The following is a 25604-nucleotide window of genomic DNA, read 5'->3' as shown; positions in this document are numbered from 1 at the left end:
AGGTCTGATGTCACGAGATGCGGCTTTTTGGGCCGCGCTCTTGTAGGACTTGGGCGGCTTGCGTGGGGCATAGAGTGAACCGGTCGGGGCGACGGTTCTTGATGATTTTCTGCAGGGGGGATGACGAAATCGGCACAGTTGCAAAAAAAGCTGGTGGCCAGGGTGGGCTGGTGGATAGGCTGTAGGCCATACCGGATAAGGGTTTGAGAGATGCAGCGCCAGTGCTGGCCTCTTCGCAGCACAAGGTTGCTCCTACAAGGACCGCATGGCTATCAAGGCCTGTAGGAGCAGCCTTGTGCTGCGAAGAGGCCCGCCCAGCAAACCGAGATAGAGAAAATGACCAACACCCCCCTGGCAACCCTCTACCAGTCCCTCGACCAGCACCGCCCCGCCACCCTCGAGGCCCTGCTTGCCGGTGTGTCGCTGCTGCTGCCGATCCTCGACGCCATCCCCAACGCCGCCATCTTCATCAAGGACCCGGCTGCCCGCTATGTGCTGGCCAACAACACCCTGGTCCAGCGCTGTGGCCTCAAGCGCCTGCAACCGTTGCTGGGCAAGACCAGTGCCGAGGTATTCCCGGCACAGCTCGGCCCCGGCTACACCGAACAGGACCGCCGGGTGCTCAAGGAAGGGAGGGTGCTGGAGGACCAACTGGAGCTGCACCTGTACGGCAGCCGTGAACCCGGCTGGTGCCTGACCCACAAGCGCCCGCTGTACAACCAGGCGGGCGAGATCATCGGCCTGGTCGGCATTTCGGTCGACCTGCAATCAGCCGCCGACAGCCACCCCGCCTATCAGCGGCTGGCCGCCGTGGACGAGCACATTCGCCAGCACTTTCACCAGCCGATCAGCATGGGCGAGCTGACCCGCATCGCCGGTATTTCCGTGGCCCAGCTGGAGCGCTACTGCAAGCGGGTGTTCCACCTCACGCCCCGGCAGATGATCCACAAGGCACGCCTGGAACACGCCCACCGCCTGTTGCATTCGGACCTGCCCATCACGGACGTGGCGATGTGCTGCGGCTACACCGACCACAGCGCCTTCAGCCGCCAGTTCAAGCAACTGACCGGCTTTACCCCGCGCCAGTACCGCCAGGCAACCAGCGATCAGGTGGCTTGAAACAGTGCCCGCGCCTCGGCGAAGCACTGTTCGGCAATCGCCGAGCGCGGCTCGCTGCGGCGCAACAGCAGGCCGACCGGGCTGTGGATGGCGGCGTCGGCCACCGGCACGATGCGCAGGTGCTCGCTGAGGTCTTCCAGGCCGCAGTCCAGCGGCATGATCGCGCAGCACATGCCGGTGTTGATGGCCTGGATCAGCTGGAAGGTTGAGTCGCTTTCCAGCACCGCATTCGGCTCCAGGCCGCGGCTGCGGAAGCTCAGGTCCAGAGACTGACGGTAGTGCATGCCTTTGCTCAGCAGGCCCAGTGGTATGTCGCTGAGTGCATCCCAGCGCAGCGGGTCGCTGGCGAACTGGAAGTGCCGGGTGTCGTGCAGCAGGCCCATGGTGGTAGTGCCCAGTTCGATCACTTCAAAGAAGCTGGTGTTGACCTGGTCCAGGTAGCAGATACCCAGGTCGAGCTGGTTGCGGCTGAGCCCGTCGATGACCTGTTCCGAGCTCAGCGAGCTGAGCTGAAAGTGCAGTTCGGGGTATTTTTCGCGCAGGGGCAGCAGCAGGTGCATGGGGTTGAAGCTGGCCAGCGGCACGGTGCCCAGGCGCAGGCTGCCGACCACCTGGCCGCGGCAGCTGGCAGCCTCGGCCTGCAGGCCGTCGTGGGCGGCGAGCAGGGTACGGGCCCAGGCCAGGATGCGCTCGCCGGCCTCGGTAAAACCTTCGAAGCGCTGGCCACGCTTGACCAGCACCAGCTCCAGTTCGTCCTCCAGGTTGCGCAGGCGCATGGACAGCGTCGGCTGGGTGATATGGCACAACGCCGCCGCCTGGCCGAAATGGCGGGTCTGGTCGAGGGCGATGAGGAACTTGAGCTGCTTGATGTCCATGAAAGTGCCTGGCGTCTGGTTATGCAGACCTTAACCCACGTCTGCGATAGATGTCATTGATCGCCCGGTACGCCATATTGATTGGACGCCCTCGGGCCGTGCCTCTAGCGTGGCGACAATGCCATTCAAGGAGCTTTACCGTGCGCGTCCAACCCGATGCAGTCTTCATACCGCTGAACATCGCCGTGCTGACCGTCAGCGACACCCGTACCTACGACAACGATACCTCTGGCGAGCTGCTGGCGAGCCGTTCGGTAGAGATCGGCCACCGGCTGGTGGCGCGGGCGCTGCTCAAGGACGACCTGTACAAGATCCGCGCCCAGGTGGCGACCTGGATTGCCGATGAGCAGGTGCAGGTGGTGCTGATTACGGGCGGCACCGGCTTTACCGGGCGAGACAGCACGCCGGAGGCAGTCGAGTGCCTGCTGGACAAACGCATCGACGGTTTTGGTGAGCTGTTCCGGGCGTTGTCGATTCTGGATATCGGCACCTCGACCGTGCAGAGCCGGGCGTTGGCAGGTTTGTCGAACCACACGTTGGTGTGCTGCCTGCCGGGCTCTACCGGGGCCTGTCGTACGGCATGGGAAGGGATTCTGGCCGAGCAGCTGGATGCCCGCCATCGGCCGTGCAACTTCGTCAAACATCTGATCCTCGGTCAGAATGCGGGTGAGGCGTAGTATTCAGTTGCCTTGAACAGATCTACCTGCTATTTGCAAAGATCAGACATTTGATAGGATTTAGCTACCGGTGGGGTTGAAGGGGGATGTATGCCTGCTCTCTCGAATAAATTGAATATATGTTTCACTGTTCCACGTTGGGCTAATGTTCAGATCAAGGGGATAGATCGGTGGTAGTCCAGCCTCCTGATGCCGCAGGTTGGCCAGGTTGCTAATCATTTGATTTTGGTTGGCATTAAAATACTTGCTCCTTACATTTCCGAGAGGTAGTGGTAGTGTTAGGATGTGCTCAGCTCGTTCGGGAAAAGTTTGAAGAGGACGATTGAGTCTTTTACTTCCTGATATTTTGCCTTCTGCAAATCCCCATACGGAGCCGTAATTCATGCCGTTCATATGTCCGTATTCATTTCCTTGTATGACTCCTTTGTTAAACCCAATCTTGTGGCCGGCATTGATTCCTTTGTCAAACCCAGTGGTGTGGCCGGCATCGAATCCTTGCTCATACTCATATTGGTTAGCAGAACGGGCCTCGTTGTAGCCTTGTTGTCGGCCACGCTCAAATGCGGTATCGTATTTTGCTGTATTAGGGGTTATTCGGAGTATATTTTTCTTGATCCAACCCCATCGCGATCTCCCGGAAGGGTCAGTGTAGTTTATAGGGTCGCACCCACAATAAGCATACCCATTGATATTACCTTCTGCAAAAGGGCTTCGGTCGTCATAACTGTTGAATCTCATTGTTATCGGGTTGAAGGCTCGGCGGCTGCCTAATAGGTAGCATCCTGTCACAGCTTGCCGCAGCTGGCCGGTAAAGCCCAGTAGTGACTTGATTTGAAGTGGATCGATATACCCGTATGGGGTGAATGTTAATACGTGCTGCTCAGCGTTTGTCGAGTTAACTATGGTGGAATCCAGGCGGTCAGTGCTTAGCATGCGGGTGTGGGCTACTGCGTCCCCGCCTGCTAGTACCTTTTCAGCAAGTGGCAATTGGCTGCCGTGCATGATGGCAGTGTGTTCTTTGTCTTGAATAATCGAGCTTAATTTGTTGCTGTTGTAAAATAGGCGTTGAGGATGTGGGCTTTTCATGGGCGCGCTCCGCTAGAAATAAGCTCACCTTAACTAACCTCTGGATTCTGTAAAACTAGTAAAAATGCTAGTGGCTTTAGAGCTGGATTCTATGCGAACAGGTTTTTTTAATTACTCAGCGCAATACATAGTCCACAGGTAGGAGCACCGGCGGCAGCGGCTCGACTCCGAGCGCCGCAAGCACATCCCGCTCCACAGTACGCACCATGGCATCGGTCGGCAGATCATTTTCATCGCGCCCGAACGGGTCTTCCAGCTCGTTGCCAATCGCATCCAGCCCGAAGAACGTGTACCCCACGATGGTGGTGAACAGTGGCGCCAGCCAGCCCAGCGGCTCGGCCAGGGCAAACGGCAGCAGAATGCAGAAGATGTAGATGGTACGGTGCAGCAGCAGCGTATAGGGGAACGGCAAGGGTGTACCCTTGATCCGCTCACAGGTGGCCTGCACTTCGGTCAACCCTACCAGTCGCTGCTCCAGCAAACTGTATCGCCAGTCACTGATCTGCTGTTGCTCTGCCAGCCTTGAGCAATGCTGGCCAATTTCGCGCAGGATGCCATCGCACACGTTGTGCGGGCTGATCGCCTCTGGTCGGGCGAGCCATGGCCGGGCAGCCGCCAGTTCGTCCTCACCGCGCAGCCGCGCATTCAATGCATGGGCAAAACCGCACAGGCTACGCAGCAGTTGGTTACGCAGTTTTTCATCTGTAATGACCACGCTTTCACGCACGAACGAGCGGGTTTCGATAATCAGCTTGCCCCAAGCTTTGCGGCCCTCCCACCAGCGGTCATAGCAGGCGTTGTTGCGAAAGCTCATGAAGATCGACAGCGACAGGCCCAGCAAGGTGAACGGCGTGGCACTCACCGGGTAGAAAAACGCCGGGTAATGGCGCTCGATCAGCACGATCAGCGCGGCCAGCAGGGTCACCATCAGGCAGCGCAGGGCAATGCGCTTGACGATCGAACCCTTGAGGGTGAACAGCACGCGCAGCACATCTGGGGTTGGGTGGACGATCATGGATTTCCAGAGACGGCCGCTTAGCCGCCGGTCATGTTCATGAAGCGCAGGATCTGCACGTCGCCACCGACTTCGAAGTGATGACGGTAGGGCTTGAGGTGCAGCGAATCGCGGATGGCCTTTTCCAGGCGTTCGGCATTGCCAGGGTGCGCGCGCAGCACATGCTTCAAGTCCACCGAATGTTCATTGCCCAGGCACAGCAGCAGGCGGCCTTCGACCGTCAGGCGCACGCGGTTGCAGGTGGCGCAGAAATTATGGCTGTGCGGCGATATGAAGCCGACTCGGGTGTTCGCGGTTTCGGCCAGCCGCCAGTAGCGGGCCGGGCCCTGTGAGGATTCGGTGGATTCGATCAGGGTGAACTGCTCAGCCAGGCGCTCACGTACTTCATCACTGGAGCAGAACGACTCGCCGCGTTCGTGCTCGCTGATCACCCCTAGCGGCATTTCTTCGATGAAGGTGATGTCCAGTTCGCGATCAATGGCGAAGCGCACCAGGTCGACCAGTTCATAATCGTTGCGGCCCTTGAGCACCACGCAGTTGAGCTTGGTGCGCTTGAACCCGGCCTTGCGTGCGGCGTCGATACCGGCGATGACCTGATGCAGGTCGCCGGTGCGGGTCAGCTGCTTGAAGCGGTCGGCGTCCAGGCTGTCGAGGCTGATGTTCAGGCGCGTCACGCCGGCATCGAACAGCGGCTGGGCCAGGCGCCCGAGTTGTGAGCCGTTGCTGGTCATGCACAGTTCACGCAAGCCGGGCAGGGCGGCAATGCGCCCGCACAACTCGACGATGCCCTGGCGTACCAATGGCTCGCCGCCGGTCAGGCGGATCTTGCGGGTGCCCAGGGCGACGAAGCGCTCGGCCACCTGGAACAGTTCTTCGAGGCTGAGGATTTGCTGGCGCGGCAGAAACTGCATGTCTTCTGCCATGCAGTACACGCAACGGAAGTCACAGCGGTCGGTGACCGACATCCGCAGGTAGTCGATTTTCCGGTTGAAGCCGTCGATCAGGGCCCGGCTGTTCTGTTCCACGTTCGCGCTCGAATGGGTTGGGACACAACTCCAAGCTATAACCTGGCCGCAGGTGCGTCAAATTGCTTTGTCCGACTGCTTGATCGACGGCCTCTATCATGGCATTCCCAAGCCTGCACCGAGTCGCCTCGTTCGCGGGCATGCCCGCTCCCACAGGTACATCACAGGGCTGAGGTGCAAGGTAATCCTGTGGGAGCGGGCGTGCCCGCGAATACTGCAACCCCATTCCCGCCCATGATCGAAACCGCTTATCACACCGTAAGATCTTTCGATTGGACGCCCCTGCCTCGCGCTCAATAGGCTGGAAAAAAGCATCGAAGCGTGAGGATTCATCGCATGAGCCAGGACGAACACATCAGGGACTACAAGGGCGCCGCCGCTGGCTGGGGGGCGCTCAAGAGCGTCACCAAAAGCTGGCTGGGCAGCGAAAATGCCTTCAAGAACCTGCGGGCCATGCTCAAGACCAACCAGAACGGCGGCTTCGACTGCCCCGGCTGTGCCTGGGGCGAGTCGCCGGAAAGCGATATGGTCAAGTTCTGCGAAAACGGCGCCAAGGCGGTTAACTGGGAAGCCACCGGCCGCTCGGTCGACCCGGCCTTCTTCGCCAAGTACAGCGTCAGCGCGCTGAAGGACCAGACCGACTATTGGCTCGAATACCAGGGCCGCCTCACGCACCCGATGCGCTACGACGCTGCCACCGATCACTATGTCGAAACCACCTGGCAGGAGGCCTTCGAGCTGGTCGCCACGCACCTGCGTGCTCTGCAGTCGCCCGATGAGGCCGAGTTCTACACCTCGGGCCGGGCCAGCAACGAGGCGGCGTTCCTGTACCAGCTCTTCGTGCGCGCTTACGGCACCAACAACTTCCCCGATTGCTCGAACATGTGCCACGAAGCCAGCGGCGCCGGCATGTCGGAAACCCTCGGGGTGGGCAAGGGCACCGTGGTGTTTCACGATCTGGAGCTGGCCGACGCCATCTTTGTCATCGGCCAGAACCCCGGCACCAACCACCCACGCATGCTCGAACCGCTGCGTGAGGCGGTCAAGCGCGGGGCCCAGGTGGTGTGCTTCAACCCGCTCAAAGAGCGTGGCCTGGAGCGCTTCCAGCACCCGCAGCACCCGTTCGAAATGCTCAGCAACGGCTCCGAGCCGACGTCCAGCGCCTACTTCCGCCCGGCCTTGGGTGGTGACATGGCGGCCATGCGTGGCATTGCCAAATTCCTCTTGCAGTGGGAGCGCGAAGCTCAGGCCAAGGGCGAGCCGGCGGTGTTCGACCATGCTTTCATCGCCGAGCACACCAGCGGCGTGGATGGCTACCTGGCAGCGGTGGACGCTACCTCGTGGGAACACATCGTCAAACAGTCGGGCCTGACCCTGGCCGAGATCGAGCTGGCCGCACGCATGTACCGCAAGGCCGAGCGGGTGATCATGTGCTGGGCCATGGGCGTCACCCAGCACCGCCATTCGGTGCCGACCGTGCAGGAAATCGTCAACCTGCAGCTGCTGCGCGGCAACGTCGGCAAGCCCGGCGCCGGCCTGTCGCCGGTGCGCGGCCACAGCAACGTGCAGGGCGACCGCACCATGGGCATCGACGAGAAGCCCAAGGCGGCGCTGCTCGACGCCATCGAAAAACGCTTCCAGTTCCGCGTGCCGCGGGCCCACGGGCACAATGCGGTGCTGGCGATCAAGGCCATGGAAGAGGGCCGGGCCAAGGTGTTCATCGCCCTGGGCGGCAACTTCGCCCAAGCCACCCCGGACACCCCGCGCACCCACGCGGCCCTGCAGAACTGCGCGTTGACCGTGCAGATTTCCACCAAGCTCAACCGCTCGCACCTGGTGACAGGCCGCGATGCGCTGATTTTGCCGTGCCTGGGCCGTACCGAAATCGACCTGCAGGCCGAAGGGCCGCAAGGCGTGACCGTGGAGGACACCTTCAGCATGGTGCACATCTCCAACGGCCAGTTGCGCCCGCGTTCGCCGCACATGCGCTCCGAACCGTGGATCGTCGCCGGCATGGCCAAGGCCACGCTGGGCAATCAGCCGATCGACTGGGAGTATGCGGTGGCCGACTACAACCGCATTCGTGACATGATCGCCGACGTGATCCCGGGTTTCACCGGCTTCAACCAACGCCTGCACAGCCCGGGCGGTTTCCACCTGGGCAACAATGCCGCCGATCGCAACTTCCGCACGGCCACGGGCAAGGCCCGCTTCATGCCCCACGCACTGCCGGAAGAGTTGGTCAACGCCAAGGTACTGGCGCGGGGTGACAAGCCCGACCTGATCCTGCAGACGCTGCGCTCGCATGACCAGTACAACACCACCCTGTATGGCCTGGATGACCGCTACCGCGGGGTGTTCGGCCTGCGTGAAGTGGTGTTCGTCAACGAGGCCGACATCCGCCGCCTGGGCTTCGAGCCGGGTGAGCAGGTGGACCTGGTGTCGCTGTGGGAGGATGGCGTGGAGCGGCGGGTGTCGGGGTTCCGCCTGGTGGCGTATGACGTGCCTGAGGGGCAGGCGGCGGCGTATTACCCGGAGACCAACCCACTGGTGCCGCTGGAAAGTTATGGCGAGGGGACCTACACCCCGACCTCGAAATTTGTGGCCATCAAGGTCGAGAAAGCCAAGACGGGGAACCGCATTGCCGCGGTGTTGGCTTCGGATTGACCGGTTGCCTGAGCTGGCCTCTTCGCGGCACAAGGCCGCTCCTACAGGTGATCGCATTCCCCTGTAGGAGCGGCCTTGTGCCGCGAATGGGCTGCAAAGCAGTCCTTGATCACCGATGCACCGGGTAGGCCGTGGTGTATTTCATCTGCTCCATGGCAAAACTGGAGGTGATGTTCGACAGCCCATCGGTACGGGTAATCAGCTTTTTGTAGAACCGGTCATACGCCGCAATATCCCCCACCACCACCCGCAGCATGTAATCCCAGTCCCCCGACATGCGGTAAAACTCCATCACTTCCTCGAACCCGGTCACGGTCGCGGCAAACTGCTCCAGCCAGGCGCTGTCGTGGCGCTGGGTCTTGAGCTGGACGAACACCGTCAGCCCCAGCCCTAGCCGTTCGGGGTCCAGCAGGGCGACACGGCCAAGTATGTAGCCTTCTTCTTCCAGGCGCTTGACCCGCTTCCAGCACGGCGTGGTGGACAGGTTGACGGCCTCGGCCAGGTCCTTGAGCGAGATCGAGGCATCGCGCTGTAGCAGGGTAAGAATGTGCTGGTCGAAACTGTCCATATCGCGCGCGAGCCGTGTAGAAAAATTTTTCACAGATTACCCCAAGGCCAGAAGATTTGGGTTGTGCGATAGTTGCAGCCTTCACTCTGCCAATGGGCCTGACCATGTCCGACAAGCCGCGCAATTTCGCCACCCGTACCATTCACGCCGGCGAGCAGTTCAGCGTCGCCGAAAACGCCATCTTCCCGGCCATCGTCACTGCCAGCTCGTTCACCAAGTGCAGCCTGGACGACAAGCCGGAATACTCCTACAGCCGGGTCGGCAACCCCACCCGGCATGCCTACGAAACCTGTGTTGCCGCCCTGGAGGAAGGCGTGGGCGCGGTGGCCTGTGCCTCGGGGGTGAATGCCACTGCGACGGTGCTGGAGCTGCTGCCCAAGGATTCCCATGTGGTAGTGATGAACGGCGTGTATGGCGGCACCTTCCGCATCCTGGAAGACTACCGCAGCCGTACCTCGGGCCTGACCACCACCTATGTCGACCTCAACGACCTTGAGGCCGTGGCCGCCGCCATCAAGCCGGAAACCCAGCTGATCTGGATCGAGTCGCCGACCAACCCGTTGCTGCACCTGGTCGACATCAAGGCCGTGTGCGACCTGGCCAGGGCGCGGGGTATCCTTACCTGCATCGACAACACCTTCTGCTCACCGTGGAACCAGCGCCCGATCACCCTGGGCGTGGACCTGGTGATGCACTCGGCCAGCAAGTACATCGGCGGCCACTCCGACCTGACCGGTGGCGTGGTAGTGGCGGCCAATGATGCGCTGCTGGCGCGCCTGCGCCGCATCAGCATGGCGATTGGCGCGGTGCAGGGGCCGTTCGACTGCTACCTAGCCCTGCGCGGCCTGAAAACCCTGGATGTGCGCATGGAACGCCAATGCAGCAACGCCCTGCAGGTGGCACGCTTCCTCGAAGGGCATGCGCAGATCGAGCAGGTGTATTACCCGGGGCTGGAAAGCCACCCCCAGCATGAACTGTGCAAACGCCAGATGCGCAGTGGCGGGGCGGTGGTGGCGATGAAGGTCAAGGGTGACAGGGCCGCGCTCAACCGCCTGGTGGAGGCGTTGCAGATTTTTGTGCTGGCGGACTCGCTGGGCGGGGTGGAGAGCATGATCAACCACTCGTGGACCATGTCGCACTGCTCGCTGAGCCCGGAGCAGAAAGGCGTGATGGGGATCAGCGAGAACCTGCTGCGGCTGTCGATGGGGATCGAGGATTACCGCGACCTGATCGAGGACCTGGATGGTGCACTGAAAGCCCTGGCTGCAGTGTAAGGGCTGCTGGCCTCTTCGCGGGTGAACCCGCTCCCACAGGTACTGCATTGCTTGCAGGCTTGGTGCTGTACCTGTGGGAGGGGTTGTTGCCGGGTTGACCTATTCACAGGTAATTCACTTCCCTCAGGTGTTGCGCGGTCCCTGTGGGAGCGGGTTTACCCGCGAAGAGGCCCTTGGATTCAATGAATGCTTGTCAGGATTTGGGCGGATGGATGATCCGTTCGATCTTGTCCTTGATCAGCAACCGTTCCTTGCGCAGACGGTTGACGGCGTCGTCGTTGGTACCGTTGCCTTCGGCGGCGACCACCTCCTTGTCCTTGGCGTTGTATTCCTTGTGCAGCGTGTGCAGCGTCGGGTCCTTGTCTATGAGCGCCTGGAATGCATCAGCGGTAACGTGCAGGTCAGCGAGCAGATCATGCGGAACTGGCATTTCTTCACCTCTGTCAGGGTTGTCGGTAAGGTCCTGACCACTGAGGATAGCCGCGTTTGCGCAGGCTTGTGACGGCTGCCAGGCTGAATGCCAGCTGAACTGCTGTCAGGTAATTGATAAAAGACGCAGCTTCACTAAATTGTTACCGTCCTTTTCACGAAAAATTGATGACGCGCTTTCTAGAGTTCGCCCAACTTTCCCGCGGTGCCATGCGGCCTGGGGGTTGATAATCACTCTTGATTGCGAACACTGATGCTCAACTTCAAATCCCTGCGGACTGAATGGGTCACGCTGCTGGCCAGCCTTTACCTGCTGATTGGCTTCAACATGTTCCTTTGGGAGCATCTGCAAGCGGTCGTGCCCGCCGGCCTGTCGGGGCTGTGGCTGAGCCTGGCATTTGCCGTGCTGATGTTGTTTGCCTTCAATTTGATCCTCACCTTGTTTGCCTTCCGCTATGTATTGAAACCCGTACTTATCGTGTTGTTCATGAGTGGCGCGGGTGTGGCTTACTTCATGAACCAGTACGGTGTACTTATTGATGCCGGCATGTTCCGCAATATGGCGGAGACCAATGTTGCAGAAGTGCGCGACTTGATGTCGCTGAAGTTTGCTGCCTATATCCTGCTGCTGGGTGTATTGCCTTCGGTGCTGCTGTGGAAAGCGCCTGTCGCCTACCGCCCCTGGCACCGTGAGCTGCTGGGCAAGCTGGTGGTCAGTGGTGCCTGTGTGGTGGCCCTTGGCTCGGTAGCGCTGATCAACTATCAAGGCTTGTCATCGCTGTTTCGCAACCACCACGAACTGCGTCTGATGCTGACCCCGAGCAATATCGTCGGGGCCTCCATTGGTTATGTCAGCGAGCGAGTCGGTACTGCTTCGCGCCCGTTCCAGCACTATGGCGAAGATGCCAAGCGTGATGCCGCCTGGCAAAAACATGAGCGCAAGTCGCTGACAGTGCTGGTGGTGGGTGAAAGTGCCCGTGCAGACCATTTCGGCGTGCTGGGCTATGACCGCGATACCACGCCGAAACTGGCCAGGGAACAGGGCCTGCTGGCGTTTTCCGACGTGCACTCGTGCGGTACGGAAACGGCAGTTTCGGTGCCGTGCATGTTCTCGGGCATGAAGCGCAAGGATTACGACGCCCGCGTGGCGAAGAACCGCGAAGGGCTGCTGGACATCCTTCAGCGTGCCGGCCTGGCCGTGCAATGGCGTGACAACCAGTCAGGCTGCAAGGGTACCTGCGACCGCGTGCAGTTCATTGATGTCAGCAACCTCAAGGACCCCCAGCTGTGCGCCAATGGCGAATGCCATGACCAGATCCTGCTGCAAGGCCTGGACGAGCTGATCGACAACCTCGACAAGGATACCGTGCTGGTGCTGCACCAGATGGGCAGCCACGGCCCGGAATACTTCAAGCGTTACCCCAATGGCGGCGAGCGCTTCACGCCGGTGTGCCAGAGCAACGCGCTGAACCAGTGCAGCGAGCAGGAAATCATCAACGGCTACGACAACACCCTGGCCTACACCGACAAGGTGCTGGCGTCGCTGATCGACACCTTGCGCAGCAAACAGGACAAAGTCGACACGGCCATGATCTACCTGTCCGACCATGGCGAGTCGCTGGGCGAGTACAACCTGTTCCTGCACGGCACACCTTACGCCATCGCCCCAGAGCAGCAGAAGCACGTGCCGCTGCTGACCTGGTTCTCCGACAGCTACAAGGAAGACTTCGGCCTCGACACCGACTGCCTGGCCAAGCTCAGCGATGCCCCGCTGTCGCAGGACAACCTGTTCCACTCCATGCTCGGCCTGTTACAGGTGCACACCGAGCTCTACCAGCAGTCGCTGGACCTGTTCGCCAGCTGCCGGCCTTGGCTGGCGGCCAAGCGCTGAATGCATGGCTGTACCTCCCCCAGTAGGAGCAGCCTTGTGCTGCGAATAGGCCGGTACAGCCAGCCCATTACCAGAATGCCTGCACCGGCCCTTTCGCAGCACAAGGCTGCTCCTACAAAAAAGGGCCGGTTTGCAGCGCCGTTTATCTACTCCAGGGATGGCGCAGGTTTCACCAGCAGTGCCCGCGCCGTATATACTGCGCGCCAATGTTAGTGGGAGAGCCTCGTGGCCATCGAAATTCACTGGATCCGTGACGACCAGAGCCTGGCCGAACACTGCCGCGACTGGCACCAACTGCCCTTTGTCGCCGTCGACACCGAATTCATGCGGGTCGACACCTTTTACCCGAAAGCCGGGCTGATTCAGATCGGTGACGGCCAGCGGGCCTTCCTGATCGACCCGCTGTTGATCGGCAACTGGCAGCCCTTGGCCGACCTGCTGGAAGACAGTGGCGTGGTCAAGGTGCTGCACGCCTGCAGCGAAGACCTTGAAGTGCTGCTGCGCCTGACCGGCAAGCTGCCGCAGCCGCTGTTCGACACCCAGCTGGCTGCCGGTTACCTGAACCTGGGCTTCAGCATGGGCTATTCGCGCCTGGTGCAAGAGGTGCTGGGTATCGAGCTGCCCAAGGGCGAGACCCGTTCCGACTGGCTGCAGCGCCCGCTCTCGGAAACCCAGGTCAGCTACGCTGCCGAGGATGCCGTGCACCTGGCCGAGCTGTTCACCGCGCTGCGCCCGCGCTTGTCCGACGACAAGTACGCCTGGGTGCTGGAGGACGGTGCCGAACTGGTGGCCGCATTGCGTCGTGAAGTCGAGCCCGAAAGCCTGTACCGCGACGTCAAGCTCGCCTGGAAGTTGGCCCCCCAGCAACTGGCGGTGCTGCGTGAACTGTGCGCCTGGCGCGAGCGCGAAGCCCGCAACCGCGATGTGCCGCGTAACCGCATCCTCAAGGAACACTCGTTGTGGCCCATGGCCAAGAGCCAGCCAGGCAACCTGTCGGCGCTGGCCAAGATCGACGAGATGCACCCGCGCACCATTCGTCAGGACGGTGAGTTTCTCATCCAGCTGATCAAGCGTGCCGGCAGCCTGCCTGCCGAGCAGTGGCCAGCGCCGTTGCCCGAGCCATTGCCGATCGAGGCCGCCGGCGTCCTCAAGCAGCTGCGTGCCATCGGCCAGGCCGAAGGTGAGCGCCTGGGCATTGCCCCCGAGCTGATGCTGCGCAAGAAAGCCCTGGAGGCGCTGCTCAAGAGTGGCTACCCCAATGGCCCTTATCAACTGCCCGATTCGCTGCGCGGCTGGCGCCGTGAGCGCATGGGCCAGGCCCTGCTGGACAACCTCGCAGGTGCCGGAGAGACCCGATGAAACGCATTTGCTCGATCTACAAGAGCCCCCGCAAGAACGAAATGTACCTCTACGTGCTCAAGGCCGAGGGCCTGGAGCGCGTGCCCGAAGGGCTGCTGCCGGCCTTCGGTACCCCCATCCACGCGTTTGACCTGGTGCTCAGCCCCGAGCGCAAGCTGGCCCGCGAGGACATCACCAAGGTGTTGGAAAACCTCGACAACCAGGGCTACCACCTGCAGATGCCGCCGCTGGAAGATGAGTACATCGAGCACCTGCCCGAAGAGCTGCTGCGCCGTAACGACCCGGTCTGACCATGCGTGTACTGATTGCTGAGCATGAGCATGCTCGATACGCCGGGCTATTGCGTGAAACAGCGCCTGAAGTGGAAATCCTGACCAGCGGTGACTCCGCCGAACTGGCGCAGCAGGCATCGCAGTGCACGGTGTGGCTGGGCCAGCCGGACCTGCTGGCAAGCTTGCTGCGCCAGGGCCTCAAGCCGCAGTGGATGCAATCGACGTGGGCCGGTATCACGCCGTTGCTGGCCGACGGCCTGCCGCGTGACTATCGCCTGACCCGTGCGGTGGGCATTTTCGGCCAGGTGATGGCCGAGTACATGCTGACCTACATGCTTGGTCATGAGCGCGAGGTGCTGTCGCGCCTGGTCAGCCAGGTCGAGCGGCGCTGGGATGACCGCCCGGGGCGCACGCTGGAAGGGCGCAAAGTGCTGATTGTCGGCACCGGCGACATTGGCCAGCGTGTGGCCGAGTTCCTGCAACCGTTTGGTGTGGTGCTGTACGGTGTGGCCAGCACCGCCCGGGAACAGGCACCGTTCGTCGAGGTGGCGGCCCTGGCCGACTTGCCGCGCATGGTTGGCCAGGTCGACTACGTGATCAACCTGCTGCCGGACACCCCGGCTACCCATGACCTGTATGACGCGGCGCTGTTCAAGTGCTTCCTGCCCACGGCGTTGTTCATCAATGCCGGGCGTGGCGTGGCTGTGGTCGATGCCGACCTGGTCGAAGCGCTGAAGGAAGGCCATCTGGCCGGTGCGGTGATTGATGTCTGCCGGCAGGAACCACTACCCAAACAACACCCGTTCTGGACCGCCTGGGGGCTGTTGCTGACCGGGCACAGTTCGGCACCCACCTCGCCGGCGGCGATGGTGCGGTTGTTTGTCGAGAATGTGCGGGCTTATGAAGCGGGGCAGGGGTTGCGTGGGGAAGTGGACTTCGTCAAGGGCTACTGATTTGTAGTGCCGGTATTGGCCTCTTCGCAGCACAAGGCTGCTCCTACCCGGCGATGGAGATCCTGTAGGAGCAGCCTTGTGCTGCGAAGAGGCCAGTGCAGCCTACACAGGCCTTACAGGCTGAAATCACCCTCGGCAGCCAGCTCGCTCAACGGCTTGCGCGGGCTTGGCACTTCACGCGACTGCAGCGCTTCATCCAGGCTGGCCTTGTCACCCAGCTTGCCAATCGCCACCATGGCATGCAGCACGTAGCCCTCGGGAACCTTCAGTTCCTGACGCGCCAGGTCCTGGTCGAATCCGGCCATGCCATGGGTATGCCAGCCGCTGATGCTGGCCTGCAGGGCCAGGTGGCCCCAGGCGGAACCTGTGTCGAAGGTGTGCCACAGCGCCGGTTTTTCTTCTGTGGCGCCCGGGGCTGCAAAGGTGGTCTTGGAAATGATCAGCACCAGCGCCGAGGCTTGTTGCGCCCAGCTGCGGTTGAACGGCACCAGCAGGTTCAGGTAGCGCTCCCAGTTCGGCGTGTCGCGACGTGCATACAGGAAGCGCCAAGGCTGCGAGTTGTACGCCGACGGTGCCCAGCGTGCGGCTTCCAGGAAGCTCAGCAGGGTTTCTTCGCTGATCGGCTCGGCGGTGAAGGCGCGTGGCGACCAGCGGTTGATGAACTGTTCGTTGATGGCGTAATCGGCAATGCGGGGGGTGGCGCTCATGACAGCTCCTGCAAACGTACGGGAAAGCGGCACGCTACTGCGTCCCGTCGCGACTGACAAGCGGTCTGGCTTTGCCGAAGGCCAGGCTCTAGACTGGCGCCGCCGCGCGCCGTGGCCCCAAGATGAATGCAGGAAACCGTGTGATGATCGCTGAAAACGCGCCGTTCTGGCGGCGCAAGACCCTCGAACAACTCAGCCCGCAAGAGTGGGAGTCGCTGTGCGACGGCTGCGGCCTGTGCTGCCTGCAAAAGCTCGAGGACGAAGACGACAATAGCGTCTATTACACGCGTATCGCCTGCAAGTTGCTGGACATGGATACCTGCCAGTGCAGCGACTACCCCAACCGCTTCGCGCATGTACCGGACTGCATCCAGCTCACCCCGGGCAAGGCCGACCAGTTCACGTGGCTGCCAAGCACCTGCGGTTATCGCCTGGTCAGCGAGGGCAAGGACCTGCCGGCCTGGCACCATCTTGTCTGTGGCGATCGCCAGCAGGTCCATGAACAGCGCATTTCCCAGGCGGGGCGTATGCTCAGGGAGCAGGATGTGCACGAAGACGACTGGGAAGACCACCTGATCTTCCGCGCCAGCTGACCGGCGCGGCCCGCTGCCACGGGGAAACAAGGAGTTTCTGTATGCGTTGCCAGCTGTTCTTGCTGTTGGGCCTGATGGCCAGTTCGCCAGCCTGGGCGAAAAAGGTCGACCTTGACTACCAGGTGCGCCTGTTGCCCGCCAGTGGCCAGGCGGAAGTCCGCCTGACCCTGGCAGAAGGCAGTGCTGTGCGCAGCCTCGACTTCGACCTGGGCAAGGCGGGTGCCTTCAGCGGCTTCCAGGCTGATGGCCAATGGCAACTCAAGGGCCAGCGTGGCGTGTGGCAGCCGGCGGCTGGCAAGACCAGCCTCAGCTACCGCGTGCAGCTGGACCAGCAGCTCGCCAGCGGTGCCTATTCCTCACGTATTACCCCGCACTGGGCGCTGTTCCTCGGCGACCAGCTGGTACCGCCTGCGCGGCTTGACCAGCAAGATGGCACCGAGCTGGTGGCGCGCCTGGCGTTCGACTTGCCCGAGGGCTGGAAGAGTATCGAGACCTCCTGGCCACGCATTGGTAAGGACAAGTTCCGCATTGACAACGTTTCGCGCCTGTTCGACCGCCCGACTGGCTGGATGCTGGCCGGCGACCTGGGTAGCCGCCGTGCCCGCCTGGGCGATACCGAGGTCACCGTGGCCGCGCCGGTGGGGCAGGGCATGCGGCGCATGGACAGCCTGACCTTGCTGACCTACGTCTGGCCGCAGCTGCAGGCGGTGTTCCCGCGCAACCCGCCAAAGCTGCTGCTGGTCGGTGCCCGTGACGGCATGTGGCGCGGGGCAATGGCCGCGCAGGGTTCGCTGTACCTGCACAGCGCCCGGCCGATGGTGAGCGAGAGCGGCAGCAGCCCGTTACTGCGCGAAGTGGTGCAGCTGTTTGCGCAGATCCGTGGGCGCGACGGCAATGACTGGCTGGTGGAAAGCCTGACGGACTACTACGCCAGCGAGTTGCTGCGCCGTTCGGGCGGGGTCAGCGATGACCGCTACCAGGCCTGGCAGGCCCGCCTGAGCAAGCAGGGCGCCAAGGTCACCCAGCTCAAGGGCGAACGCGCAAGCCCGGCCCAGGTAGCCCGCGGGGTAATCCTGCTACAGGCACTGGACAAGGAAATCCGCATTCATACCCAGGCCAAGCGTTCGCTGGACGATGTGGTGCGCGGGCTGATGCGGCTGCCCAGCGTAACCACCGAAGAGTTCGTGCAAATCAGCGAGAACGTGCTGGGCCGCAAGTCCGAGGTACTACAAAGCAAGGCGTTGCGCTAGACGTCCCTGCCGGCTGCACCTCGAACACTGTGCGGCACCTGTGGAAGCGGGCTTGCCCCGCGAAGAGGCCGGTCCAGGCGATAAAAAGATCAGCTGTCAGCCAACGGATCCTTACCGGTCACCGTCACTCCCCGCGTCGCCGCCTTGGCACTGGCCTTCAACGCCTCCAGCTCCGCCGCACTGCGTTCAATATCCGAACGCAACCGGTGGTACTCCTGCCGATCCCGCTGCCACCACGCCTTGGTCGAGCAATGCCCGCTGACCCCGCGTGCCACCGCAATACCGCCCACCACCATCTGCAGCAAGCCGACCAGCCCGCCATGGCGCAGCCCCTTGCTGAGCATCAGCGCCCCGCCGGCCAGCGAACTGACCCGCTCCAGACCATGAACATTATGCTGCGAAGCCGCAGCAGCGTGGATATCGAGCATGGCAAGACCTCCGTGTGAAATGTAAGCAGCTGACCTGCCGGAGGCCGCCGGCGTTCATTCGGGTCGCCCAGCGGCGCCAAAAGTGCTCGCTGTGTCGCATTTGGCCAATTACCTGTCTGGTTTGGCAATGCACCCCCAAGGGTGTTTAATCAAACCCCGGGAGCCGCTGTAACCCTTGAAAACAAAGGGCCAGGCGGTTTTCACCGTTCATCGAGAATGCTGTAGACACATTGTCTAACAGTGCCCTATAGTCGTTATACAAATAGTAGACACAGCTCTATGACAACAAAGAAGGCCGCCATGAAAGCCACCGTCCAACCACTCGCTGCAGAAGTGCCGCAGGACCGCAAAGCCGTCCTCGCCGAAGCACTGCGCCGCCGGATCATGAGCATGGAACTGGCCCCGGGCGCCGTGGTGGACGAACTGGCCCTGTGCGACGAGTTTGGCCTGTCGCGCCCCCCGGTCCGCGAGCTGCTGCGCCAGATTGCCGCTGAAGGCTACATCGAGCTGGAAGCCAACCGCGCGCCACGCGTCGCCGCCATGAATCACGAGTCGCTGCACAGCTTCTACGTTGCGGCGCCGCTTATCTACGTGGCCACTACCCAGCTGGCCGCCACTTACGCCAGCGCTGAAGAAATCGAGGTGCTCAAGGCTATCCAGGCCCAGTTCCGTCAGGCCATCGAAGAACGCGACGTTGAAAACCGCGTGCTCTACAACGACGCCTTCCACCTGGAAATCGGCAAGATGGCGCACAACGACTACCTGATGCCGAGCCTGCGTCGCCTGCTGATCGATCACACCCGATTGGGCAAGATCTTCTATCGCCATCCCACTACCGATGACATGCAGCGCGACCTCGAAATCGCCTGCGAGCAGCACGAGCAGATGATTCAGGCCATCGAGCGCCGCGACCCGCAAGCGGCTGGCCAGCTGGTGCGCGATCACTTCGAACTGTCGCGCCGCCGCATGGCCGAGTACGCCGCGCCGCAAGGGCTGGATGTACCGATTCAGATATGAATTACCAGGGTCAGGCCACCGGCGTTGACCACCCGTCGACAACAAGATCCAGGTTAGTGAGATGACAAGAATAAGTTCGTTACCTGCCGATGATGCCACCTGTGGCTGGTACCACCTGAGCAAACCGCGTACGCCACGGCCGGCCCACAGTGGGCACAGCCAGGCGCGCTGGGTGGTGGTCGGCGCAGGTTTCACCGGGCTGGCGGCCGCGCGGCAGCTGGCAACGAACTTTCCGCATGACGAGATCGTACTGGTCGAAGCGCAGGAGGTTGGCTTCGGCACTTCCGGGCGCAACGCCGGCTTTGCCATCGACCTGCCGCACGATATCGGCGCCGAGGATTACATTGGTGACATCGACATCGCCAGGACGATCCTCAAGCTCAACCTGGGTGGGCAGCAATGCCTCAAGGACCTGATCGAGCGCTACAACATCGATTGCCAGTTCCGCCATTGCGGCAAATACCAGGCGGCCATCGAAGACCGCGGCATTGCCGTGCTGGATGCCTACCGCCGCGGCCTGGACAAACTGGGTCAACCCTACGAAGTGATCGAGGGCCGCGACCTGCCCGATCATATCGGCACGGATTTCTACCGCAAAGGCCTGTTCACGCCAGGCACAGCCTTGTTGCAACCCTCGGCGCTGGTCAAAGGCCTGGCCGATAGCCTGCCGTCCAACGTCTCGCTGTACGAGCACACACCGATCACCGACGTCGAGTACGGCGACAAGGTGGTGCTGCGCCACGCCAAGGGTTCGATCACCGCCGACAAGCTGGTGCTCACCACCAACGCCTTCGGCATGAGCTTCGGTTTCCTCAAGGGGCGCATGCTGCCGGTGTTTACCTACGCCAGTATCACCCGCCCGCTGACCGAGGAAGAACAGGCGCGCCTGGGCGGTAAACCCTACTGGGGCGTGATCCCGGCCGACCCGTTCGGCACCACCCTGCGCCGCACCGTCGACAACCGCCTGCTGATCCGTAACAGCTTCAGCTACAACCCCGACGGCCGTAGCAACCGCAAATATCTGGAACGCTTTGTTCAGCGCCACCGCGAATCGTTCGCCCGGCGTTTTCCGATGTTGCCTGGGGTGAACTTTGAATATACCTGGGGCGGTGCGCTGGCACTGTCGCGCAACCACATGGGCTTCTTCGGCAAGTTGGCGCCTAATGTCGTCGGCGCACTGTGTTGTAACGGCCTGGGCGTTACCCGAGGCACGGTCACCGGCAAGTTGCTGGCCGACTGGCTGGCGGGCGACAAGCACGAACTGATCGAGTTTTTGCTCAATGCCCCAGGGCCTTGTGCAAACCCGCCGCAGCCCTTGGTTTCCTTGGGCTTGAACGCCAACCTGATGTGGGGGCAGTTCCGCGCTGGCAAAGAAAGCTGATCGCTGCCTGAGTTAGACCAAAGAGCATTTTACGTCGGCGTTAGTTGGCCGGCACGGGCACGGCTTGCCCGAATTTTATGATCGAGATGCGTCGTCCGATCACCCGGGGCTGAAGGCAGTTTTCAGTTTCGCGGACACGCTCGCCTTGAAAATGTGCATGTAGCCGAAATGGCAGGAACAACAATGACAAATCCGAATGTTTCGATTGAAGATGTACCGATCAACAACTTCCACCAATTGCTGACCTTGCGTTCTGGCGGCGGTTCGTTCGTCGATGGCTATGTACTGAGCATCATTGGCGTGGCCATGGTGCAGATGTCTGCAGGCCTGAGCCTGAACAGTTTCTGGCAGGGCATGATCGCCGCTTCGGCGTTGATCGGCATTTTCTTCGGTGGTTTTTTCGGCGGTTGGCTAACCGACCGCTTCGGCCGCAAACGCGTGTTTTTCGTTGGCCCGACCCTGTTTATCCTGGCCTCGGTCGCGCAGTTATGGGTGGAGTCGGCGCTGGTTCTGTTCCTGCTGCGGTTTGCCATCGGCATTGCCGTAGGCATCGAATACCCGGTTGCAACTTCGCTGCTGGTGGAGTTCCTGCCCAAGAAGAATCGTGGCCCGCGCCTGGCTACCCTGACGGTGTTGTGGTTTGCCGGCGCCGCTACCGCCTACCTGGCCGGTGAGGCCATCCTGCGCCAGGGTGGCGACGATGCCTGGCGCCTGGTGCTGGCCAGTGCTGCCGTCATTGGTGCGCTGCTGTTCGCCATCCGCCTGGGTACCCCGGAATCGCCGCGCTGGCTGATCAGCAAAGGCCGCTTGGCCGAGGCCGAGCAGGTGATCAAGCGCGTCTACGGCAACGGTTTTTCGCTGAACAACCTGCCGGAAGAGCCCAAGGCCCGCAAGCTGTCGTTCCTCAGCCTGCTGCACTCCGGCTACGGCAAACGCATGCTGTTCGTCACCATGTTCTGGACCTGCTCGGTGATCCCGGTATTCGCCGTGTACGCATTCGCCCCGAAAGTGCTGGGCGCGCTGAACCTGAAAGGTGACTGGGCATCGATCGGCTCCATCGCCATCACTTTCCTGTTCGTGGTGGGCTGCATCGTGGGCACCCGCCTGCTCAACACCCTCGGTCGGCGCACCACGCTGCTGCACAGCTTCTTCTGGTCTGGGCTGGCACTGCTGGGCCTGGGTGCCTTCAGCAATGACAACGAGATGCTGATCCTGGTGCTGTTCGGTGCCTATGCCCTGTTCATCGGTGGCGCCCAAGTGCTGCAACTGGTGTACCCCAACGAATTGTTCCCTACCGAAATCCGTGCCGGCGCCGTGGGCGTGGGCACTTCCATGTCGCGGATCGGTGCGGCAGTCGGCACCTGGCTGGTGCCCATCGCGCTCGACAGCTATGGCATCGGCGCCACCATGTATGCCGCTGCCGCCGTCACCTTTGTCGGCCTGGCCTTCTCGGTCGCCCTGGCCCCGGAAACCCGTTCGCTGAACCTGCAACAAGCGGCTTCGTTGAGCTGAAACCTTAAGCCGCCGCGTGGTTGCGTGGCGACTCTTTACAACACTGAGCAACGCACTGGAGAACCTACCGTGAAATTCGAAGGCATCTACACCCCGGCAATCACCCCGCTGGCTGCGGACGGCTCGATCGACAAGGCGGCGTTCGCCGAGGTCCTCGAATACCTGGTCGAGTCGAAAATCCACGGCGTCATCATTGGTGGCTCCACCGGCGAGTACTACGCCCACACCACCCAGGAGCGCATCGAGCTGGCCGCCCAGGCCAAGGACGTGCTCCACGGCCGCCTGCCGCTGATCGTCGGCACCGGTGGCATCCGCACCGAAGACGCCGTGGCTTTCGCCCAGCACGCCAAGGAGATCAAGGCTGACGCGCTGCTGGTCGGCACACCGCCGTACGCCCTGCCGACCCAACAGGAAATCGCCTTGCACGTCAAAGCGGTCGACGCCGCTGCCGACCTGCCGATCATGCTCTACAACTACCCGGGCCGCATGAGCGTAAGCATGGGCGAAGAGTTCTTCGATGCCGTGGCTGATGTGAAGAACATCGTCGCCATCAAGGAAAGCTCCGGCGACATGGCCCAACTGCACCGCCTGGCCATCCATCGCCCGAACATCCAGCTGTCGTGCGGCTGGGACGACCAGGCCCTGGAGTTCTTCGCCTGGGGCGCCCAGAGCTGGGTCTGCGCCGGCTCCAACTTCATTCCGCGTGAGCACGTGGCCCTGTACGAGGCCTGCGTGATCGAAAAGAACTTTGCCAAAGGCCGCAAGATCATGGCCGCCATGATGCCGCTGATGGACTTCCTGGAAGGTGGCAAGTTCGTCCAGTCGATCAAGTACGGCTGCGCCCTCAATGGCTTGAGCACCGGTGGCGTGCGCAAGCCGCTGTACGACCTCGACGCTGGCGAGAAGCAGGAACTGCAACGTGTGGTCAGCGAACTGAAGGCCACCATCGCCCAGATCAAATAAGGAGGCTAGAAAAATGGCTGAATTGCTGAGCAAGGAACAATACGCGGCCATCGCCGCTGACCTGCAACTGCGCACCCAGGCATTTATCGACGGTGAATTCCGTGATGCCATCTCGGGCCGCACTTTCGTCACCACCAACCCGGCCACCGGCAAGCAACTGGCCGAAGTCGCCGCCTGTGACGTCAATGACGTCAACGTGGCCGTAGCGGCTGCCAAGCGTGTGTTCGAAGAGGGCACCTGGTCGAAGATGCAGCCGAACGACCGCAAGCACGTGTTGCAGAAGTTCGCCCAGCTGCTGGAAGACAACGCCCACGAACTGGCGGTGCTGGAAGCGCTGGACAGCGGCAAGCCGGTCAGCGAGTGCCAGACCGTCGATGTGCCGGAAACCATCCACACCATTCGCTGGCACGCCGAGCTGATCGACAAGATCTACGACGCCACTGCCCCGACCGGCAATGCTGCCGTGACCATGGTGGTGCGTGAAGCCATCGGCGTGGTCGGCCTGGTGCTGCCGTGGAACTTCCCGCTGCTGATGCTGGCCTGGAAGATCGCCCCGTCGCTCGCCGCCGGTTGCTCGATCGTGGTCAAGCCCGCCAAGGAAACCACCCTCAGCGCACTGCGCGTGGCCGAGCTGGCCCATGAGGCTGGTATTCCGGCCGGTGTGTTCAACCTGGTGCCTGGTGGTGGCCGTGAAGTGGGCGAGGCCATCGGCCGCCACATGGACATCCCGATGGTCAGCTTCACCGGCTCCACCGACACTGGCCGCCTGTTCCTGAAATACGCTGCCGAGTCCAACCTCAAGCGCATCGTCCTGGAGCTAGGTGGCAAGAACCCGGCCGTGGTCATGAACGACTGCGAAGACCTGGACGAAGTGGCCCAGTTCGTCACCGCCGGCGCGTTCTGGAACATGGGCGAGAACTGCTCTGCTTCTTCGCGCCTGATCGTGCACAAGGATGTGAAGGATGAGCTGCTGGGCCTGATGGCCAAGCACCTGAAGGACTGGAAACTGGGCGACCCGATGGACCCGGACAATCGCCTGGGCGCCATGGTGAGCAAGTCGCACTTCGAGAAGGTGAAGTCGTACCTGGAATACGCTGCCGAGCAAAAACTCAGCATTGTCCAGGGTGGCGAAACCGAGCAAGGCGTGTACGTGCAGCCGACCATCGTCGACAACGTGGGCCGCGACAACAAGCTGTTTGTGGAAGAAATCTTTGGCCCGGTGCTGAGCGTGACTAGCTTCGAGACCATCGATGAAGCCATCGAACTGGCCAACGACACCATCTACGGCCTGGCGGCTTCAGCGTACACCGGCAGCCTGCGCAATGCGTTGCGCCTGTCGCGGGAAATCCGCGCGGGGGTGGTCACGGTCAACTGCTTCGGCGAAGGTGACGTGACTACGCCGTTCGGTGGCTACAAAGAGTCTGGCTTTGGTGGGCGCGACAAGTCCATCTGGGCACACGACCAGTACACGGAGCTGAAGACCATCTGGATCAACGCTTCGTGATCTGAGCAAGAGCGGTGCTGTTCTGACGGAGTTCAGCACCTGGCCGCCCTGCTGTCGCAGTGGCGGCCTTTTTATTTGAACTTGGGCCCCGAGCGGGTATTCAGCCCTTTGGCCAAGCGGTCATACAGCACCACGTTCACTGTCGCCGCCAGGTTCATGCAGCCTTCGGTGGGGATGTAGATGGTTTCTTCGCACCACGCCCGCACCTCGGGGCTGAGGCTGCCGTCTTCCGGCCCGAAGATGTAGATGGCCCGGTCCGGGTGGGTATAGTCCGGCAGGGGGCGCGCACCTTCCACCAGCTCCACGGCCACCGGCGTACAGCCCAGCGGGATGATGCGCTGCAGGTCATCGATGCCGATCAACGGGATGTCGTAGTGCACGCGCTTGGTGTCGGTGACGAAGTCACGCGCGCGTTCGTAGCGTTTGCCGGTGTAGAACACCGAATTGACGCCATAGCAGCCCGCAGCGCGCATCACCGAGCCGACGTTTTCTGCCGACTTGGGGTTGAACAGGCCGATGCAGCTGTATCGTTTGTTTGCCACGTACCGGGGCCCTTCGCGAAAAAAGCGCGATTATACGGGCTGCCCGGTAGTAGCGGGGGCCGAATCGATAGTCAGTCTTTCTTCAACATGCCCGCCAGCGCGGCGAACGGGTTGTGGGTGGCCTTGGCGATGCTCGGCGTGCTGGTGGAGCCTTCGCTGAAGTACTGCTGGTCGGTGTAGCGCGAATGCTCGTTGTCGTGGCAGTACAGGCATAGCAGCTCCCAGTTGGAGCCGTCCTGCGGGTTGTTGTCGTGGTTGTGGTCACGGTGGTGCACGGTCAGCTCGCTCAGGCGCTTGCCGGCGAATTCGCGGGCGCAGCGGCCGCACACGTGCGGGTACATTCTCAGGGCCTTGTCGCGGTAGCCCATTTCCTTGTCACGCTTGGCATCGGCCAGGATGCGGTCGAGGCGCGCGGTGGCGGCGGCGGAAGAGGTGGAGCTCATGGTGTTTCCTTTGTTCTGATCAGGCAAATGACGGTTATGGCATTGAGTCTAGCG

25 protein-coding genes are annotated in these 25604 nt (G+C 61.8%); 15 read left to right on the top strand and 10 right to left on the bottom strand.

Annotation, left to right across the window (positions count from 1 at the left end; all coding sequences use genetic code 11):
• The first annotated feature begins 336 nt into the window (after positions 1-336).
• The gene (locus E8E78_RS27815) at positions 337-1119 is read left to right on the top strand and encodes an AraC family transcriptional regulator (RefSeq protein ID WP_049276895.1); all 783 of its coding nucleotides are present in this window, start codon (positions 337-339) and stop codon (positions 1117-1119) included.
• Here E8E78_RS27815 and E8E78_RS27810 read toward each other — a convergent pair.
• A complete protein-coding gene (locus E8E78_RS27810; RefSeq protein WP_049276897.1) occupies positions 1107-1994 on the bottom strand; it encodes a LysR family transcriptional regulator in 888 nt (295 codons plus the stop codon). The genes E8E78_RS27815 and E8E78_RS27810 overlap by 13 nt on opposite strands.
• 140 nt (positions 1995-2134) lie before the next feature.
• Between E8E78_RS27810 and moaB the strand changes: the two genes are divergently transcribed.
• A complete protein-coding gene (moaB, locus tag E8E78_RS27805) occupies positions 2135-2671 on the top strand; it encodes a molybdenum cofactor biosynthesis protein B (protein WP_049276898.1) in 537 nt (178 codons plus the stop codon).
• Positions 2672-2731: 60 nt separating this feature from the next.
• On the opposite strand, the gene E8E78_RS27800 is transcribed toward moaB, so the two are convergent.
• The 3 genes from E8E78_RS27800 to moaA form a co-directional block, all read right to left on the bottom strand.
• Positions 2732-3757 (bottom strand): RHS repeat-associated core domain-containing protein, encoded by a 1026-nt coding sequence (locus tag E8E78_RS27800; protein WP_080983728.1) that lies wholly within the window; start codon positions 3755-3757, stop codon positions 2732-2734.
• A 115-nt stretch (positions 3758-3872) separates the two neighbouring features.
• Complete coding sequence (locus E8E78_RS27795) at positions 3873-4772, bottom strand: bestrophin family protein (RefSeq protein WP_049276900.1); 900 nt, start codon at positions 4770-4772, stop codon at positions 3873-3875.
• Positions 4773-4792: 20 nt separating this feature from the next.
• Positions 4793-5797, bottom strand: a complete 1005-nt coding sequence (moaA, locus tag E8E78_RS27790; protein WP_080983729.1) for a GTP 3',8-cyclase MoaA — start codon at positions 5795-5797, stop codon at positions 4793-4795.
• A 336-nt stretch (positions 5798-6133) separates the two neighbouring features.
• Between moaA and E8E78_RS27785 the strand changes: the two genes are divergently transcribed.
• Positions 6134-8464, top strand: coding sequence for an FdhF/YdeP family oxidoreductase (locus tag E8E78_RS27785; protein WP_049276902.1), 2331 nt, complete (start codon positions 6134-6136; stop codon positions 8462-8464).
• Between the two features lie 109 nt (positions 8465-8573).
• On the opposite strand, the gene E8E78_RS27780 is transcribed toward E8E78_RS27785, so the two are convergent.
• Complete coding sequence (locus tag E8E78_RS27780; protein WP_049276903.1) at positions 8574-9032, bottom strand: Lrp/AsnC family transcriptional regulator; 459 nt, start codon at positions 9030-9032, stop codon at positions 8574-8576.
• Positions 9033-9124: 92 nt separating this feature from the next.
• Between E8E78_RS27780 and E8E78_RS27775 the strand changes: the two genes are divergently transcribed.
• Positions 9125-10306: an aminotransferase class I/II-fold pyridoxal phosphate-dependent enzyme gene (locus E8E78_RS27775; protein WP_049276904.1), complete on the top strand. Its 1182-nt coding sequence runs from the start codon at positions 9125-9127 to the stop codon at positions 10304-10306.
• Between the two features lie 193 nt (positions 10307-10499).
• Here the strand turns inward: E8E78_RS27775 and E8E78_RS27770 are convergent, their stop codons facing one another.
• The gene (locus tag E8E78_RS27770) at positions 10500-10736 is read right to left on the bottom strand and encodes a YdcH family protein (RefSeq protein WP_016498367.1); all 237 of its coding nucleotides are present in this window, start codon (positions 10734-10736) and stop codon (positions 10500-10502) included.
• A 252-nt stretch (positions 10737-10988) separates the two neighbouring features.
• Between E8E78_RS27770 and E8E78_RS27765 the strand changes: the two genes are divergently transcribed.
• From E8E78_RS27765 to E8E78_RS27750, 4 genes are all read left to right on the top strand, one after another.
• Entirely contained in the window at positions 10989-12626 is a 1638-nt protein-coding gene (locus tag E8E78_RS27765; protein WP_049276905.1) for a phosphoethanolamine--lipid A transferase, read from the top strand.
• A gap of 225 nt (positions 12627-12851) precedes the next feature.
• The gene (gene rnd, locus E8E78_RS27760; protein ID WP_049276906.1) at positions 12852-13985 is read left to right on the top strand and encodes a ribonuclease D; all 1134 of its coding nucleotides are present in this window, start codon (positions 12852-12854) and stop codon (positions 13983-13985) included.
• Positions 13982-14275: a YcgL domain-containing protein gene (locus tag E8E78_RS27755; RefSeq protein WP_049276907.1), complete on the top strand. Its 294-nt coding sequence runs from the start codon at positions 13982-13984 to the stop codon at positions 14273-14275. Before rnd ends, E8E78_RS27755 begins: the two co-directional genes overlap by 4 nt.
• 2 nt (positions 14276-14277) lie before the next feature.
• Entirely contained in the window at positions 14278-15210 is a 933-nt protein-coding gene (locus E8E78_RS27750; RefSeq protein ID WP_049276910.1) for a D-2-hydroxyacid dehydrogenase, read from the top strand.
• Positions 15211-15323: 113 nt separating this feature from the next.
• On the opposite strand, the gene E8E78_RS27745 is transcribed toward E8E78_RS27750, so the two are convergent.
• Positions 15324-15917 carry a nitroreductase family protein gene (locus E8E78_RS27745; protein WP_016498372.1) on the bottom strand — a complete coding sequence of 198 codons (594 nt, stop codon included), beginning with the start codon at positions 15915-15917 and terminating at the stop codon, positions 15324-15326.
• A gap of 143 nt (positions 15918-16060) precedes the next feature.
• Here E8E78_RS27745 and E8E78_RS27740 point away from each other — a divergent pair, with 143 nt between their 5' ends.
• Positions 16061-16510 (top strand): YcgN family cysteine cluster protein, encoded by a 450-nt coding sequence (locus E8E78_RS27740; protein WP_049276913.1) that lies wholly within the window; start codon positions 16061-16063, stop codon positions 16508-16510.
• A 41-nt stretch (positions 16511-16551) separates the two neighbouring features.
• Complete coding sequence (locus E8E78_RS27735) at positions 16552-17760, top strand: hypothetical protein (protein WP_049276915.1); 1209 nt, start codon at positions 16552-16554, stop codon at positions 17758-17760.
• Between the two features lie 89 nt (positions 17761-17849).
• Here E8E78_RS27735 and E8E78_RS27730 read toward each other — a convergent pair whose 3' ends face one another.
• A complete protein-coding gene (locus tag E8E78_RS27730) occupies positions 17850-18188 on the bottom strand; it encodes a DUF2892 domain-containing protein (RefSeq protein ID WP_280314521.1) in 339 nt (112 codons plus the stop codon).
• A gap of 300 nt (positions 18189-18488) precedes the next feature.
• Between E8E78_RS27730 and E8E78_RS27725 the strand changes: the two genes are divergently transcribed.
• The 5 genes from E8E78_RS27725 (at position 18489) to E8E78_RS27705 (ending at position 24565) form a co-directional block, all read left to right on the top strand.
• Entirely contained in the window at positions 18489-19205 is a 717-nt protein-coding gene (locus E8E78_RS27725; protein ID WP_049276917.1) for a GntR family transcriptional regulator, read from the top strand.
• Positions 19206-19266: 61 nt separating this feature from the next.
• Positions 19267-20586, top strand: coding sequence for an FAD-binding oxidoreductase (locus E8E78_RS27720; RefSeq protein ID WP_049276919.1), 1320 nt, complete (start codon positions 19267-19269; stop codon positions 20584-20586).
• Positions 20587-20769: 183 nt separating this feature from the next.
• Positions 20770-22098: an MFS transporter gene (locus E8E78_RS27715; RefSeq protein WP_049276921.1), complete on the top strand. Its 1329-nt coding sequence runs from the start codon at positions 20770-20772 to the stop codon at positions 22096-22098.
• 69 nt (positions 22099-22167) lie between these two features.
• Positions 22168-23061, top strand: coding sequence for a dihydrodipicolinate synthase family protein (locus tag E8E78_RS27710; RefSeq protein WP_016498379.1), 894 nt, complete (start codon positions 22168-22170; stop codon positions 23059-23061).
• Between the two features lie 13 nt (positions 23062-23074).
• A complete protein-coding gene (locus E8E78_RS27705) occupies positions 23075-24565 on the top strand; it encodes an aldehyde dehydrogenase (protein WP_049276923.1) in 1491 nt (496 codons plus the stop codon).
• 71 nt (positions 24566-24636) lie between these two features.
• On the opposite strand, the gene E8E78_RS27700 is transcribed toward E8E78_RS27705, so the two are convergent.
• Positions 24637-25107, bottom strand: coding sequence for an RNA methyltransferase (locus tag E8E78_RS27700; protein WP_016498381.1), 471 nt, complete (start codon positions 25105-25107; stop codon positions 24637-24639).
• A gap of 71 nt (positions 25108-25178) precedes the next feature.
• Positions 25179-25550 carry a YajD family HNH nuclease gene (locus E8E78_RS27695; protein ID WP_016488597.1) on the bottom strand — a complete coding sequence of 124 codons (372 nt, stop codon included), beginning with the start codon at positions 25548-25550 and terminating at the stop codon, positions 25179-25181.
• Positions 25551-25604 lie beyond the last annotated feature (54 nt).

This window comes from Pseudomonas sp. BN505 (genome assembly GCF_029873175.1).
GTDB classification, from domain to species: Bacteria; Pseudomonadota; Gammaproteobacteria; order Pseudomonadales; family Pseudomonadaceae; genus Aquipseudomonas; species Aquipseudomonas putida.
The sequence above is the reverse complement of the archived record's forward strand: the minus strand, read 5'-3'. Positions and strand labels throughout refer to the sequence as shown.

Coding starts and splice junctions, on each gene's coding strand:
- E8E78_RS27815 (WP_049276895.1), top strand. CDS start 337: ATGACCAACACCCCCCTGGCAACCCTCTACCAGTCCCTCGACCAGCAC.
- E8E78_RS27810 (WP_049276897.1), bottom strand. CDS start 1,994: ATGGACATCAAGCAGCTCAAGTTCCTCATCGCCCTCGACCAGACCCGC.
- E8E78_RS27800 (WP_080983728.1), bottom strand. CDS start 3,757: ATGAAAAGCCCACATCCTCAACGCCTATTTTACAACAGCAACAAATTA.
- E8E78_RS27795 (WP_049276900.1), bottom strand. CDS start 4,772: ATGATCGTCCACCCAACCCCAGATGTGCTGCGCGTGCTGTTCACCCTC.
- E8E78_RS27785 (WP_049276902.1), top strand. CDS start 6,134: ATGAGCCAGGACGAACACATCAGGGACTACAAGGGCGCCGCCGCTGGC.
- E8E78_RS27780 (WP_049276903.1), bottom strand. CDS start 9,032: ATGGACAGTTTCGACCAGCACATTCTTACCCTGCTACAGCGCGATGCC.
- E8E78_RS27775 (WP_049276904.1), top strand. CDS start 9,125: ATGGGCCTGACCATGTCCGACAAGCCGCGCAATTTCGCCACCCGTACC.
- E8E78_RS27770 (WP_016498367.1), bottom strand. CDS start 10,736: ATGCCAGTTCCGCATGATCTGCTCGCTGACCTGCACGTTACCGCTGAT.
- E8E78_RS27765 (WP_049276905.1), top strand. CDS start 10,989: ATGCTCAACTTCAAATCCCTGCGGACTGAATGGGTCACGCTGCTGGCC.
- E8E78_RS27755 (WP_049276907.1), top strand. CDS start 13,982: ATGAAACGCATTTGCTCGATCTACAAGAGCCCCCGCAAGAACGAAATG.
- E8E78_RS27750 (WP_049276910.1), top strand. CDS start 14,278: ATGCGTGTACTGATTGCTGAGCATGAGCATGCTCGATACGCCGGGCTA.
- E8E78_RS27745 (WP_016498372.1), bottom strand. CDS start 15,917: ATGAGCGCCACCCCCCGCATTGCCGATTACGCCATCAACGAACAGTTC.
- E8E78_RS27740 (WP_049276913.1), top strand. CDS start 16,061: ATGATCGCTGAAAACGCGCCGTTCTGGCGGCGCAAGACCCTCGAACAA.
- E8E78_RS27735 (WP_049276915.1), top strand. CDS start 16,552: ATGCGTTGCCAGCTGTTCTTGCTGTTGGGCCTGATGGCCAGTTCGCCA.
- E8E78_RS27730 (WP_280314521.1), bottom strand. CDS start 18,188: ATGCTCGATATCCACGCTGCTGCGGCTTCGCAGCATAATGTTCATGGT.
- E8E78_RS27725 (WP_049276917.1), top strand. CDS start 18,489: ATGAAAGCCACCGTCCAACCACTCGCTGCAGAAGTGCCGCAGGACCGC.
- E8E78_RS27720 (WP_049276919.1), top strand. CDS start 19,267: ATGACAAGAATAAGTTCGTTACCTGCCGATGATGCCACCTGTGGCTGG.
- E8E78_RS27715 (WP_049276921.1), top strand. CDS start 20,770: ATGACAAATCCGAATGTTTCGATTGAAGATGTACCGATCAACAACTTC.
- E8E78_RS27705 (WP_049276923.1), top strand. CDS start 23,075: ATGGCTGAATTGCTGAGCAAGGAACAATACGCGGCCATCGCCGCTGAC.
- E8E78_RS27695 (WP_016488597.1), bottom strand. CDS start 25,550: ATGAGCTCCACCTCTTCCGCCGCCGCCACCGCGCGCCTCGACCGCATC.